Here is a 13,634-nt window from a genome sequence, read left to right as displayed (position 1 = left end):
GGACGAGGACCGGCCGGAGTGCTGGACGAGGACCGGCCGGAGTGCTGGACGAGGACCGGCCGGAGTGCTGGACGAGGACCGGCCGGAGTGCTGGACGAGGTCCGGTCCGAGCGCGGAACGAGGGTCGCCCCACTTGCTGACGGGCCGTCAGTTGTGCGGGATGCTGGCCCTCATGACACCCGTACCGGAACCGAGCCCCGTCCCCGACGTGTTCGCGCCCGTACGTCTGGGCCCCCTGCGGCTGCGCAACCGGATCATCAAGGCGGCCACCTTCGAAGGGGTCGTGCCGGACGGCCTCGTCACCGATGAACTGATCGCCTACCACCGGCGGCCCGCCGAGGGCGGCGTGGGCATGAGCACCGTGGCCTACTGCGCCGTCGCGCCCGAAGGGCGCACCCAGCGCGGGCAGTTGTGGATGCGGCCCGAGGCGCTTCCCGGGCTGCGCAGGCTCACCGACGCCGTGCACGAGGCCGGGGCCGCGGTCTCCCTGCAGCTGGGGCACGCCGGTCCCGTGGCCGACGCGCGGTCCAACGGGATGCGGGCCCTGTCGCCGATGGGCGAGTTCAGCCCCGTGAGCCTGCGCCGGAACCGGGCGGCCACCGCCGAGGACCTGGAGCGCATCGCGCAGGCGCACGCCGACGCGGCCTGGGGGGCCGCCGAGTCCGGGTTCGACGCGGTGGAACTGCACCTGGGCCACAACTACCTGGCCAGCGCCTTCCTCAGCCCCCGCCTCAACAAACGCACCGACGCCTACGGCGGCACCCTCCCCAACCGCGCCCGTTTCGCCCTGGCCATCGCCGAAGCCGTACGGCGGAAGGTGGGGGACCGGATCGCGATCACGGCGAAGCTGAACATGACCGACGGCGTACGCGGCGGACTCGGCGTGGAGGACAGCCTCCAGGTCGCCGCATGGCTGCAGGAGGCGGGCTCGGTGGACGCCCTGACCCTCACTGCGGGCAGCTCGCTGCTCAACCCGATGTACCTCTTCCGCGGCGGCGCCCCCGTCAAGGAGTTCGCCGCCCACTTCCCGCAGCCGCAGCGCCTCGGCATCCGCCTGGCCGGGCGGTCGTTCCTGCGCGCCTACCCGTACGAGCCCCTGTACCTCCTCGACGACGCCCGCCGTTTCCGCCGCGCTCTGACCCTGCCGCTCGCCCTCCTCGGTGGCGTCACCGACCGCGCGGGCATGGACCGGGCTATGGCCGAGGGCTTCGCGTTCGTGGCGATGGCCCGCGCGCTGCTGCGCGAACCCGATCTGCCCGCCCGTATCCGCGCCGACTCCGCGACCCCCTCCCTCTGCATCCACTGCAACCGCTGCATGCCGACCATCTACACGGGCACGCGTTGTCCGCTGATCGCTTGAACTCCGCGATTGCTTGAACTCCTCAGGGTGCGGGCAGCAGGATCCTCAATGACCGCGCCGGTACGAAGGCGCACCAGCACAAAGGGGTACGGGGATGACCATCACGCTGGCCGAGGAGATCATGCTGCTCTCCCTCGACGACGAGTCCGGGTCGGCCAAGAAGCGCGACGCCGCGGGCTGGGCGGTGGCGGGCGCGCTGCTGCTCGAGCTCGTGCTCGCCGGGCGGGTGGCGGTACGGGGCAAGCACGTCGCCGTCGTGGACGCGAAGCCCACCGGGGAGCCGCTGCTCGACGACCGGGTGGAGCTGCTGCGGAAGTGGATCGGCGAGCGCGGCGAGCGGCGCGTGAACGAATGGCTCGGCAAGGAGCAGGGCAGGGCCGTCGCTCCGGTCGTCGCGCGGCTGTGCGCCCGGGGCGTGGTCGTCGAGGAGAAGCGCAAGGCGCTGGGGATCTTTCCCGTACGGCGCTATCCCGAGGCCGACGGCACGGTGGAGCGCGAGCTGCGCGACCGCCTGAACGCCGTCGTCCTGCGCGACGCCGAGCCGGACGTACGGACGGCCGGTCTGATCGCGCTCGTCCACGGGGCGCGGCTGCACGAGGTGGCCTTTCCCGGCGAGCGCCGGGGGGACATCGCGCCGCGGATGGAGCAGGTGGCGGCCGGTGAGTGGGCGGGCGAGAGCGTGCGCGCCGCGATCCGTGACATGCAGGCCCTGATGGCGGCGGTGACCGCGGCCACGGTGGTGACGGTGGCGGCGGCCGGATAGGCCAGGGCTCATCCCGTACGGACGAAGGGTCCATTCCGTACGAACGAGAGGCTCATCCCGTACGAACGAAAGGACCGCACCCCCACGAAGCGGGTGCGGTCCTTCGGTCGGCGCAAGCGCGGCTCAGGTGTTGGGGCGCTTGCCGTGGTTGGCCTTCTTCTTCTTGCGGGCGCGGCGCTTGTTGCCTCGTGCGGACATGAGGCCTCCCTGTTCGTGGGGGTTCGGGCGGATTGCCCATGCCTTTGCGAGTCTAGGTTCGAGGGCGCCGAGGGGCGCGAGGAACAGGAAGCGGAGGCCGGTCGTTCAAGGGATAGGAAAGATCCTCCCTGAGCACTAGGGTGCATCTTTTGCTAACGCATTACTCTTGACCTAAGGCCACGCAGGGTGGCCATGGAGGAGTGAAATGAGGAGCAGCAACCCGGTCTTCTCGCGACGGGGGTTCAGCCGCGACAACGGCCACGCGGGCTTCAACGCCGGGCCGCAGGCCGGGGGCCCCGCCGTAGGCACCCAGGGCAACCCTTACGCGGGCGGTAACCCGTACGCGCAGCCCACCGCCGCGCCTACGAACCCTTACGCGCAGCAGGACCTCCAGTACGGCGCCCCGCAGGCGCCCGTCACCACCGGCAACCGGATGACGATGGACGACGTGGTGGCCCGTACGGGCATCACGCTCGGCCTGGTCATCGCCGGCGCCACCGTCGCCTGGGTCACCGACCTGAGCCTGGGCCTGGCCGTCGGCGCCGGTCTGGTCGCGATGGTGCTCGCCCTCGTCCAGTCGTTCAAGCGCAAGCCGATTCCCGCGCTGATCCTGACGTACGCGGCGCTCGAGGGTCTCTTCCTCGGCGCGATCAGCAACTACGTCAACACGTTCGTCGCGCCGGGCGCCGCCATGCAGGCCGTCCTCGGCACCATGGCCGTGTTCGCGACGATGCTGGTCCTCTACAAGACCCGTATCGTCCGCGTGACCGCGCGCTTCACGCGCTACCTGATGATCGCGGCCATCTCGTTCATGGTGCTCACCGCGGTCAACCTGCTGTTCATGGTGTTCGGCGGCGGTGACGGCCTCGGCTTCCGCAGCGGCGGCCTCGGCATCGTCTTCGGCATCGTCGGCATCCTGCTCGGCGCCTTCTTCCTCGCCCTGGACTTCAAGCAGGTCGAGGACGGTATCGCCTACGGCGCGCCGCGCGAGGAGTCGTGGCTGGCGGCCTTCGGTCTCACCATGACCCTGGTCTGGATCTACCTGGAGATGCTCCGCCTGATCTCCATCCTGCAGGGCAACGACTGACCGCAGGGTCAGTGAGGCAGTAACCACATGAAGGGGCTCCCGGCATCTGCCGGGAGCCCCTTCATGTATGCAGGCGCCGGTCTCGTCGGTGCTCAACGCAGCCTGCGCGCGGCCCTCCTCATGTCGTACTCGTGGACGATCGCCTTGGCGTGGCCATACGCGAGGTCGTACTCATGGCGAAGCCAGCTGACCTTTTCCTCGAAGCGGAGAAACGCGGGGCCGTCGTCGACGGCGCGCAGCCAGTCGGACACTTCGCGGCCGGTGCAGTGGGGGATGCGGGCGAGCAGGTTGCGATGGGTCTCCTCGGAGAAGACAAGGGACATCGGCGCCTCCGGACGCTGGCGTATCGGGCGTGTGGGGTCGGCAGTCCTCTTCACGCCACCGTGCCTGAGCGTTTGTGTGTTGGCAATGCCCCGCGGGAGGCGCATAGGGTCGCCCTGTGCTTGATACGACGCCTCTGAACGCCGCCGTGGACCGCTTCGCCGACCGTCTGCGGGCCGCGCCGCAGAGCCGGCTGCAAAGAGGTGCCGCGGCCGAAGCGCTCGCTCTGGCCAGCGAGTTGGCACGGCGTGCCCAGATCAACGAGGGCGTCGAGGGCGAGCCTCGGGTGATGCCCGACGCCGGGATGTTCGCGGTCGCGGATCAAGTGACGGTCGCCGGACGGGACTTGTCCCTCGTACTGAAAAATCATGAGGAGCTGGCGGAAGCGGTCGCGCTGGTCGAGGAGGCGCAGCAACGCGCCGGTGTGTGACCTGTGCACAGCAGTGCGCCGGGTGCCCTTGCGGGGCACCCGGCGCACTTGCCGTACGGGGTCTTGATCCAGGGTGTCAGGCCGAGGCGATCACGCGGTCGGCCAGGATGTACACGTTCTCGTCGCCGCACGCGAACGTCAGCGAGTAGGCGCCGGAAACTCCGGAGCCGCCGAGCAGGACCGGGGTGTCGCCGCCCCGCAGCGCGGCGGCCAGGCGCTCCGCCGTCTCGCGGTGACCGGGGGTCATGCAGAGCGTGGTGCCGTCGGTGAAGACATAGACGTCGAGCGTGCCGAGCGGGCCCGGACGGACGTCGCACAGGGCGGTACGGGCGTCGGCGAGCGCCGCGAGGCGGGCCGCGGTGTGCTCGTGGTCGCCGCCGAGGGTCTCCTTGGCGTTGCCCATGGCCTGCACCGGGACGAAGTCCGGGTGCGAGGGGTGACGGCGGCGGGCCGCGGCGAGCTCGGGGGAGTCGCCCGGGTACTCGTCGGCGGCGGCCGGCTCCTCGGCCAGCTCCAGCTCGCCCTCGGCGAAGCCGAGCTCGCGCTCCAGGCCGACGAAGTCCGACTGGCGCGGCAGGAACAGCTCCTCCGCCAGGTTCGGCGGCAGGCTGCCGAGCAGCGACGGGGCGTCGGCGGCGTCCCGCGCCTCCTGGGCGGCCCAGAACGCACGGGCCTCGGCGAGCTCGCGCTCGCGCTCCTCGGCCAGGGCCTCGGACACGGCGATGCGTATCGCATCGGTGTCCGGGTGGTCCGCGGCGGAACGCGCCGCCGGGACGCGGGCCTGTCCGGCCGCGGCGCGGTCGGCGGCCAGCTCGGACCGCAGTGCCGATATCTGCCGGTTCAGCCCGCGCACGGTGTGCAGGGCAGCGGCGCCGACCATGGCCGTGGCAGCGGCGATGGCGAGCAGCAGGACACTCAAGGTGACACTCACTGACGTACTCCTGGATTCAAAGTCGACCCCCGACTTCCTACATCAGCTTGTCGTGCTGCCGTAAAGCCTGTCAGTGGAGAAGGTCACGAATCGGACGGGTCCTTAGACCTCACCCGAACGGGTGTAGGGCTCTGACCTGCGGAAATGCAGCTCCCCCAGGACATTGGTCACATCCTGGGGGAGATTGGGTCACGGCCGGAGCTCGGTCGTCACCCTCTGGTGCACTAGCTGAGACGCTCGATGACCATCGCCATGCCCTGGCCGCCGCCGACGCACATGGTCTCCAGACCGAACTGCTTGTCGTGGAACTGCAGGCTGTTGATCAGCGTGCCGGTGATCCGGGCGCCGGTCATGCCGAAGGGGTGGCCGACGGCGATGGCGCCGCCGTTGACGTTCAGCTTGTCGATGTCGATGCCCAGGTCGCGGTACGAGGGGATCACCTGGGCCGCGAAGGCCTCGTTGATCTCGACCAGGTCGATGTCGTCGATGGTCAGGCCCGCGCGCTTCAGCGCCTGCTTGCTGGCCTCGACCGGGCCCAGGCCCATGATCTCGGGGGACAGGCCGGTCACGCCGGTGGAGACGATGCGGGCGAGCGGGGTCAGGCCCAGCTCGCGGGCCTTGGTGTCGCTCATGACGACCACGGCCGCGGCGCCGTCGTTCAGCGGGCAGCAGTTGCCCGCGGTGATCATGCCGTCGGGGCGGAAGACGGGCTTGAGGCCCGCGACGCCCTCCATGGTGACGCCCGCGCGCGGCCCGTCGTCCTTGCTGACGACCGTGCCGTCGGGGAGCGTGACCGGGGTGATCTCGCGCTCCCAGAAGCCGTTCTTGATGGCTTCCTCGGCGAGGTTCTGCGAGCGGACGCCGAACTCGTCCATGTCCTGACGCGTCACGCCCTTGATGCGGGCGAGGTTCTCGGCGGTCTGGCCCATGCCGATGTACGCGTCGGGCAGCAGGCCGTCCTCGCGCGGGTCGTGCCAGGTGGAGCCGGTGGACTGGGCGACCTCGGCGGTACGGGCCTCGGCCTCGGCGAAGATCGGGTTGTGCGTGCCCGGCATGCCGTCCGAGGAGCCGTTGATGAAACGCGAGACGGTCTCGACACCGGCCGAGATGAAGACGTCGCCCTCGCCGGCCTTGATCGCGTGCAGCGCCATGCGGGTCGTCTGCAGCGAGCTGGAGCAGTAGCGGGTGATGGTGCAGCCCGGCAGGTGGTCCATGCCCATCTGCACGGCCACGATCCGGCCCAGGTTGTGGCCCTGCTCGCCGCCCGGCAGACCGCAGCCGAGCATCAGGTCGTCGATGTCCTTCGGGTCCAGCTCGGGAACCTTGGCCAGGGCGGCCTGGATGATCGTGGCGGTGAGGTCGTCCGGGCGCAGGTCCTTGAGGGAGCCCTTGCCGGCGCGGCCGATGGGGGAGCGGGCGGTGGAGACGATCACGGCTTCGGGCATCACGGACTCCGGTTCTCGGGGGGCGGCTGGGGTGGGCGTCGCGGGGGAAGTTACCCGCCCGTACGGTCAAGGTCACCGGGTACGGGCTGTGACGCCCACCTCTTTCTGAGCGTGCGCTTAGTCGTCCGTTCCTAAGCGTACGCTCAGGAGGTGGCTTTGCGGTATGGGTGCCGCCCACGCAAAACCGCCTCCGGGGCCGTGGTGCCCGTCACTCGGGCAGCTGGAAGGTGTTCTGGTTGGCGGTCAGGAGCCAGCGCCCGTCCTCCTTGGCCATCACGTACAGAGGAGAGGTCGGGTTGCCGGTGGGCTCGCCGTCGAGCGTCAGGTACTGGCCGCGGGCCTTGACGGCGGCGACGTCGGGGCGGATGAACAGGACGTCCACGAGCTCGTAGCGCACGGAACCGTTCGCCATCGAGCCCGGCAGGGCGTTCCGCGTGAACGCGGCGATCTCGTCCAGGCCGCGAAGTGTCCTGCCGTGGGCGGTGGTCCAGATGGCGTCCTGGCGGAAGAGGCCGAGGAACTCCCCGGGGAGCTCGTTCACCTGGGAGTGCTCGATGGTGGCGATGACCTCGGCAATGGCTTTGAGCTCGGCGTCTGCGTTTGTGTACGTGTCCATGCCGACCACTCTGCAACCTCAACCAACCTTGAGGTCAACCGAGTTGAGCGCCGCGCCTTCCTGCGGGTGCGTGTGCGCTGGGGTGGGGTACCCCGCCCCGGCACCGACCCACGACGAAACCGGGGGCCGGGGGCCTGGGGCGACAGCCACCAGCGGAGCCCCCGTGACGCCAGCCGACGCTCACGGCGTGGACGGCTCCGCAGCCGCCGGCTGTTCCGGTTCCTCGATGCGCTGGCGGCGCCGGCGCTTGAGGAGCGCCCAGGGCCCTCGCGGCCCTGCAGACATCGCCGCCGTGACCTCCGTACCGCCCTCCGACGCCGCCTCCGCCGCCGCCCGGGCCACCGGCAGGAACCCTTCGTTGCGCGTCACATCCGGCCGCTCCTCCTCCGCCGGCCACAGCCCCAGCGAGGCACACACCGTCGGCAGCACCGCCATCGCCGCCGTCGCATACCCCTCCGCGGACGGGTGGTAGTTGTCCAGCGAGAACATCTCGCGCGGATTCGCCGAGAACTCGGGCCCCAGCAGATCCCCGAGCGACACGGTACGGCCGCCCTGTTCGACGGTGCCGATCGTCTGGGCGGCCGCGAGCTGGCGGGAGACCCGGCGGGCCAGCCATCGCAGCGGCTGGTACACCTGCTCCACCGAGCCCAGGTCCGGACACGTGCCGACCACCACCTCCGCCCCCGCCGTCCGCAGCCGCCGTACGGCCGAAGCGAGATAACGGACCGACTTCGTCGGCGGCATACGGTGTGTGACGTCGTTCGCGCCGATCATGATCACGCAGACGTCGGGGGCCGGATCACTGTTCGCGAGGACCAGCGTCACCTGGCGGTCCAGATCGTCGGACTGGGCGCCGGGCAGCGCCACGTTCACCAGCTCGACCGGCCGCTCCGCCACCGCCGCGAGCCCTTGCGCGAGCAGCGCGCCCGGGGTCTGGCGTGCGCGGCGCACCCCCTGCCCCGCCGCCGTGGAATCGCCCAGCATCGTCAGGCGCAGCGGGCGCGAGCCGTCGTCGTAGGACCGTCCGTACACACCATTGGCGCGTGGTGGGATCGGGGCCACCCCGTTGCCCACCGAACGCTTCGCCAGCTGGACCTCCGCGAGCACCAGACCCACCGCGGCCGCGCCCACGAGCCCGATACCTCCGCCACCGAATGCCGCACCCGCGGCGATCCGCCGTGCCACCCTCGCCCTCGACATGGACCGCAGCCACCTCCCTTTCACACGACGGCTCCGCACACCCGCACGCGCCGGCGTCGCACACCGCCGTACAAGAACTGCTTGCCCCGTGGGCCAGGTCGTCCAATCTCGGTCGGGGAGAGTGTCCCTCCCCGCACCTGCCGGAGACTTAAGCTGACGGCCGTCTTAGGCAATCGCCGCAGAACACCGCAGAACCTCAGGCAATCACCGCAGAACGCCGCAGAACCCGGAGACAACGGTGCAATTCCACGACTCGATGATCAGTCTCGTCGGCAACACCCCGCTGGTGAGGCTCAACAAGGTGACCGAGGGCATCAGGGCGACCGTCCTGGCCAAGGTCGAGTACTTCAACCCGGGCGGCTCCGTGAAGGACCGCATCGCGGTGCGGATGATCGAGGCCGCCGAGAAGAGCGGTGAGCTGCAGCCGGGCGGCACCATCGTCGAGCCCACCTCGGGCAACACCGGTGTGGGACTCGCGATCGTGGCCCAGCAGAAGGGCTACAAGTGCATCTTCGTCTGCCCGGACAAGGTGTCCACGGACAAGATCAACGTGCTGCGCGCGTACGGGGCGGAGGTCGTGGTCTGCCCGACGGCGGTCGATCCCGAGCACCCCGACTCGTACTACAACGTCTCCGACCGCCTGGTCCGTGAGACCCCCGGAGCCTGGAAGCCCGACCAGTACTCCAACCCCAACAACCCGCGCTCGCACTACGAGACCACCGGTCCCGAGCTGTGGGAGCAGACGGCCGGGAAGATCACCCATTTCGTCGCGGGCGTCGGCACGGGCGGCACCATCTCCGGCACGGGCCGCTATCTCAAGGAGATCAGCGAAGGCGGCGTGCAGATCGTCGGCGCCGACCCCGAGGGCTCCGTCTACTCCGGCGGCTCCGGACGCCCGTACCTGGTCGAGGGCGTCGGCGAGGACTTCTGGCCGACCGCGTACGACCGCGAGGTGACGGACCGGATCGTCGCCGTCTCCGACAAGGACTCCTTCCAGATGACGCGCCGCCTCGCCAAGGAGGAGGGCCTGCTGGTGGGCGGCTCCTGCGGGATGGCGGTCGTGGCGGCGCTCGAGGTCGCCAAGGAGCTCGGCGAGGACGACGTGGTCGTCGTCCTGCTGCCGGACTCGGGGCGCGGCTACCTCTCGAAGATCTTCAACGACGAGTGGATGGCGGACTACGGCTTCCTGGAGGATGCCGGGGCGTCCGCCAGCGTCGGGGACGTGCTGCGGTACAAGGAGGGCGCGCTGCCGCACCTCGTCCATATGCACCCCGAGGAGACGGTCGGGCAGGCGATCGAGGTCCTTCGCGAGTACGGGGTCTCGCAGATGCCGATCGTGAAGCCGGGCGCGGGACACCCCGACGTGATGGCCGCGGAGGTCGTCGGCTCGGTGGTCGAACGCGAGCTGCTCGACGCCCTGTTCGCCCAGCGCGCCTCGCTCGGCGACCCGCTGGAGAAGCACATGTCGGCGCCGCTGCCGCAGGTCGGATCCGGTGAGCCGGTCGGCGATCTGATGGCGGTGCTCGGGTCGGCGGCCGGGGCGGACGCGGCGATCGTGCTCGTGGAGGGCAAGCCCAAGGGAGTCGTCAGCCGGCAGGACCTGCTGGCGTTCCTGGCGGGCGGCGCCAAGTAGTCCGGAGGCACGGGCCGCGCCTTGTCCGTACGAGAAGTACGGGAGTACGGGAGTACGGGATGTACGAGAAGTACGGGAGTACGGAACGTACGGGAGGCGCGGCCGTTTCCGTGGCGGCCGCCGTGCCTGGTGGTGGCGTCGCAGGGCGTCAAAGGGCCTCGTGGGAAAGGGTGTTCGAGCCCTCGGACGGCCCGTGGAAAAGTGCACGCACGCGACATGTGTGCGCAGCACGCGCTTAACACGCGTCCGGCATCGTTCTTCTTGTCGGCAGCGACGGGGAGCGGCTCCCCCGGGGCAGCCGGCACCGAGCGGCGCAGGACCTCCGGAGCGGCTCCCGGACCTCCTCGACGCCATGGGCGTGACCTGCCGGCCCTGACCCGGCCCGCGCCCACTCGCGGGGCTCGCCGTCGTCCCGCCCCCCGTCAAACGGGGGTGCGGCGGGCCCTGCGAGTCGCTCTGTTCCGGGGGTGCGGGACTTTCGTCGGCTTCGGTGCGGGCCCTTGGGTCCTTGCCGAGAGAACTTCGGCCTCTGTTTCCCTCCTTACGGCATCCGTAGGTTCGTGGGGTTCTTATCCCCTGCCTGCAGATGGTTGGCCGACGCAGTGACCTCCCCCAACTGGAACCAGACTCCGCCGTGGAATCCGAACCCGGGCGGGAATCAGCCCCCGAACGGGCACCGGAACCCTTTTGGCGGGTCTGGGCCCGAGCCCGGGCGCGGCAGCAAGCGTCGTTGGGTCGCGGTCTGTGCCGGTGGTGCGGTGGCCGCGTTCGCCCTGGGGGCTGTGGCCGGAGGTGAGGGATCCGCTTCGGCGGGGGAGGCTGCGCCGACGCCGACGGTGACGCAGACCGTCACACAGATGGTGACCGAGACTCCGGCCCCCGCTCCTGCGGTCACCGTCACGGAGACCGCCGAGCCGACGGCCACGCCGACGGTGACCGAGACGGTTTCCGAGACGGCTGCTCCGCGTTCGGGTGGCAACCAGCAGAGCACGGGCGGTGATTCCGGCGCGGCGACCGGCGGTGGCGGCGCGGTCCACTACGAGAACTGCACAGCGGTCCGTGCCGCGGGCAAGGCCCCGATCCGCCGCGGCGATCCGGGATACGCGAGGCATCTGGACCGCGATGGCGACGGGGTGGGCTGCGAGTAGGGCGTCAGGCTCACGGTGAGTCCTGTGCCCCGCGCCCTGTGCCCCGTGCCCTGAGCCCTGAGTCCTGGACCTCAGTCCTCCCAGTCCGAGTCCTGCCCTCGCGCCCTGCGGCTCCGCCCGAACTGCGGGAAGCGGTGCATCGCGTGGACCGCGTTCACGCCCACGATGCCCAGCCACGCCACGATGAGTCCCGGCAGATCCGCGTTGACCGCGGCGATGGCCGAGAGCGGGATGGCGAGGATCAGGGAGACGATCGCGAAGCCGAAGCGTTCGCCCCAGGCGTCCGCCGAGCCGCGCGGGCTGCGGGCCTCGCGGGCGACCGCCATCTGCTGCTCCGCCATCAGACGGCGCATCCGGCGGTCCACGGTCGCGTCCAGACGGTCCTCGACCTTCTTGAGGAACGACTCGACCAGCGCGGGTTCGTAGTCCTCGCCGAGCTCCCTGCGGGTGTGCAGGGTCGCTTGGAGTTCCTTCTTCAGCTCAGCGTCTCGGTCTTCCATAAGAGAAAACGGTACGAAGCGGCGGCGCGAAAAGCAGTGGGGCTAACCCCCCGTTCCAGGGTCGGGCAGACCCCGCCGCCTAGGGGCGTGAGCCGCCCGGCCACCCCGGACCCGCCGATAAAGTGGCCCGATCATGACTGCCACTCTCGTCGCCAAAAAGCTCACCGCCGCGCACGGTGACCGCACGCTCTTCGCCGGTCTCGACCTCGTCGTCGCGCCCGGCGACGTCATCGGTCTGGTCGGTGTCAACGGCGCCGGGAAGTCGACCCTGCTGCGGATGCTCGCGGGGCTCGACGCCCCCGAGACCGGTGAGCTGCGGCTCTCTCCGCCCGGCGCCGCCGTCGGGCATCTGCCCCAGGAGCCCGAGCGCCGCCCCGGCGAGTCCGTACGCGACTTCTTGGCCCGCCGTACGGGCGTGGCCGCGGCGCAGGCCGCGCTCGACGCGGCGACGCAGGGGCTCGTGGACGGTGCGCCGGGCGCGGACGACGCGTACGCGGACGCCCTCGACCGGTGGCTGAACCTCGGCGGCGCCGACCTGGACGAGCGGGCCCAGGAGGTCGCCGACGACCTCGGGCTCGCGGTGGGCCTCGACCTGCCGATGGCCGCGCTGTCGGGTGGCCAGGCCGCCCGCGCCGGACTCGCCTCGCTGCTCCTGTCCCGCTACGACGTCTTCCTGCTCGACGAGCCCACCAACGACCTGGACCTCGACGGCCTGGAGCGGCTCGAACGCTTCGTGCAGGGGCTGCGCGCCGGCACGGTCGTCATCAGCCACGACCGCGAGTTCCTGGCCCGTACGGTCACCAAGGTCCTCGAACTCGACCTCGCGCAGCAGCAGATCAACCTCTACGGCGGCGGCTACGAGTCCTATCTGGAGGAGCGCGAGCGCGCCCGCGACCACGCACGCGAGGAGTACGAGGAGTACGCCGGCAAGCGCTCCGCCCTGGAGAGCCGGGCCGCCATGCAGCGCGGCTGGATGGACAAGGGCGTCAGGAACGCCCGCCGCAAGGCCACCGACAACGACAAGATCGGCAAGAACCTCCGCGGCGAGACGAGCGAGAAGCAGGCGGCGAAGGCCCGTCAGACGCAGCGCGCGATCGAGCGCCTCGACGTGGTCGACGAGCCGCGCAAGGAGTGGGAGCTGCGCATGGAGATCGCGTCCGCCGCGCGCTCCGGCTCCGTGGTCGCCACCTTGCGCGAAGCGGCCGTACAGCGCGGGGAGTTCCGTTTCGGACCGGCGAGCCTGCAGATCGACTGGGCGGACCGTGTCGCGATCACCGGCGCCAACGGGGCAGGGAAATCGACCCTGTTGGCGCTGCTGCTCGGCCGTCTGGACCCGGACTCCGGCTCCGCCGCCCTCGGCTCGGGTGTCCTGGTCGGCGAGGTCGACCAGGCCCGGGGCCTGTTCCTCGGCGACGCGCCGCTGCTCGACGCGTTCTGCGCCGCCGTGCCCGAGACCGAGCCGGCCGACGTGCGTACGCTGCTCGCCAAGTTCGGCCTGAAGGCGGCGCACGTGACCCGCCCCGCGGCCACCCTCTCGCCCGGTGAGCGCACCCGGGCGGCGCTGGCGCTGCTCCAGGGCCGCGGCGTGAACCTGCTTGTCCTGGACGAGCCCACCAACCATCTCGATCTGCCGGCGATCGAGCAGCTGGAGTCCGCGCTCGAGGCCTACGAGGGCACCTTGCTCCTCGTCACGCACGACCGCCGGATGCTCGACGCGGTCCGTGTGACCCGCCGCCTGCGGGTCGAGGACGGGCAGGTCACCGAGCTCTGAGGGCTGAGGGGCCGGCCCGTGTCCCCCGAGGCCCTTGCCCCGGCTGCATATGCTCATGCAGAGTGCTGTGACGCTGAATAGCGCGTCACTGTCCGGGGCTGGGAGGTACCGCAGATGTCGTCCCGAGGTCGCGCACCTGCCGACGGCATGCGTTTCGGCGCTCGACGAACCGGGCCCGACTGGGCTCGGTCCCTTCTCCGCGGCTCCGCTGCTGCTCGTGGTGGGCTGTGA

Annotated in this window: 14 protein-coding genes; 7 read left to right on the top strand and 7 right to left on the bottom strand. The window is 70.8% G+C overall.

Annotated elements, in window-relative coordinates; translation table 11 throughout:
- Positions 1-172 precede the first annotated feature (172 nt).
- Both H9Y04_RS29755 and H9Y04_RS29750 read left to right on the top strand, forming a co-directional pair.
- Positions 173-1,360, top strand: a complete 1,188-nt coding sequence (locus H9Y04_RS29755) for an NADH:flavin oxidoreductase (protein ID WP_187817177.1) — start codon at positions 173-175, stop codon at positions 1,358-1,360.
- A gap of 94 nt (positions 1,361-1,454) precedes the next feature.
- Positions 1,455-2,123 carry a GOLPH3/VPS74 family protein gene (locus H9Y04_RS29750; RefSeq protein ID WP_187817176.1) on the top strand — a complete coding sequence of 223 codons (669 nt, stop codon included), beginning with the start codon at positions 1,455-1,457 and terminating at the stop codon, positions 2,121-2,123.
- A gap of 123 nt (positions 2,124-2,246) precedes the next feature.
- Here H9Y04_RS29750 and H9Y04_RS48695 read toward each other — a convergent pair whose 3' ends face one another.
- Entirely contained in the window at positions 2,247-2,321 is a 75-nt protein-coding gene (locus tag H9Y04_RS48695; RefSeq protein ID WP_374194360.1) for a 50S ribosomal protein bL37, read from the bottom strand.
- Positions 2,322-2,526: 205 nt separating this feature from the next.
- Here H9Y04_RS48695 and H9Y04_RS29745 point away from each other — a divergent pair, with 205 nt between their 5' ends.
- Positions 2,527-3,408 carry a Bax inhibitor-1/YccA family protein gene (locus H9Y04_RS29745; protein ID WP_187817175.1) on the top strand — a complete coding sequence of 294 codons (882 nt, stop codon included), beginning with the start codon at positions 2,527-2,529 and terminating at the stop codon, positions 3,406-3,408.
- 92 nt (positions 3,409-3,500) lie between these two features.
- On the opposite strand, the gene H9Y04_RS29740 is transcribed toward H9Y04_RS29745, so the two are convergent.
- A complete protein-coding gene (locus H9Y04_RS29740; RefSeq protein WP_187817174.1) occupies positions 3,501-3,731 on the bottom strand; it encodes a DUF4287 domain-containing protein in 231 nt (76 codons plus the stop codon).
- A gap of 116 nt (positions 3,732-3,847) precedes the next feature.
- Here H9Y04_RS29740 and H9Y04_RS29735 point away from each other — a divergent pair, with 116 nt between their 5' ends.
- Positions 3,848-4,159, top strand: a complete 312-nt coding sequence (locus tag H9Y04_RS29735) for a hypothetical protein (protein WP_187817173.1) — start codon at positions 3,848-3,850, stop codon at positions 4,157-4,159.
- A gap of 76 nt (positions 4,160-4,235) precedes the next feature.
- On the opposite strand, the gene H9Y04_RS29730 is transcribed toward H9Y04_RS29735, so the two are convergent.
- From H9Y04_RS29730 to H9Y04_RS29715, 4 genes are all read right to left on the bottom strand, one after another.
- Positions 4,236-5,078: a hypothetical protein gene (locus H9Y04_RS29730; protein ID WP_438818165.1), complete on the bottom strand. Its 843-nt coding sequence runs from the start codon at positions 5,076-5,078 to the stop codon at positions 4,236-4,238.
- Between the two features lie 236 nt (positions 5,079-5,314).
- Positions 5,315-6,535 carry an acetyl-CoA C-acetyltransferase gene (locus tag H9Y04_RS29725; RefSeq protein WP_187817172.1) on the bottom strand — a complete coding sequence of 407 codons (1,221 nt, stop codon included), beginning with the start codon at positions 6,533-6,535 and terminating at the stop codon, positions 5,315-5,317.
- Positions 6,536-6,743: 208 nt separating this feature from the next.
- Positions 6,744-7,151, bottom strand: coding sequence for an SgcJ/EcaC family oxidoreductase (locus H9Y04_RS29720; protein WP_187817171.1), 408 nt, complete (start codon positions 7,149-7,151; stop codon positions 6,744-6,746).
- A gap of 180 nt (positions 7,152-7,331) precedes the next feature.
- Entirely contained in the window at positions 7,332-8,360 is a 1,029-nt protein-coding gene (locus H9Y04_RS29715) for an SGNH/GDSL hydrolase family protein (protein ID WP_187817184.1), read from the bottom strand.
- A 229-nt stretch (positions 8,361-8,589) separates the two neighbouring features.
- Here H9Y04_RS29715 and H9Y04_RS29710 point away from each other — a divergent pair, with 229 nt between their 5' ends.
- Together H9Y04_RS29710 and H9Y04_RS29705 are read left to right on the top strand one after the other, a co-directional pair.
- On the top strand, positions 8,590-9,984 hold the full coding sequence (locus H9Y04_RS29710) for a cystathionine beta-synthase (protein ID WP_187817170.1): 1,395 nt from the start codon (positions 8,590-8,592) through the stop codon (positions 9,982-9,984).
- Positions 9,985-10,841: 857 nt separating this feature from the next.
- Positions 10,842-11,132: an excalibur calcium-binding domain-containing protein gene (locus H9Y04_RS29705; protein ID WP_187817169.1), complete on the top strand. Its 291-nt coding sequence runs from the start codon at positions 10,842-10,844 to the stop codon at positions 11,130-11,132.
- Between the two features lie 71 nt (positions 11,133-11,203).
- Here the strand turns inward: H9Y04_RS29705 and H9Y04_RS29700 are convergent, their stop codons facing one another.
- Positions 11,204-11,632 (bottom strand): hypothetical protein, encoded by a 429-nt coding sequence (locus tag H9Y04_RS29700; protein WP_187817168.1) that lies wholly within the window; start codon positions 11,630-11,632, stop codon positions 11,204-11,206.
- A 133-nt stretch (positions 11,633-11,765) separates the two neighbouring features.
- On the opposite strand from H9Y04_RS29700, the gene H9Y04_RS29695 reads away from it, so the two are divergent.
- Positions 11,766-13,403 (top strand): ABC-F family ATP-binding cassette domain-containing protein, encoded by a 1,638-nt coding sequence (locus H9Y04_RS29695; RefSeq protein WP_187817167.1) that lies wholly within the window; start codon positions 11,766-11,768, stop codon positions 13,401-13,403.
- Positions 13,404-13,634: the final 231 nt, after the last annotated feature.

The sequence above is a fragment of the Streptomyces polyasparticus genome, assembly GCF_014493765.1.
Taxonomy (GTDB): domain Bacteria; phylum Actinomycetota; class Actinomycetes; order Streptomycetales; family Streptomycetaceae; genus Streptomyces; species Streptomyces polyasparticus.
This window is presented reverse-complemented; position numbering and strand designations above follow the sequence as displayed.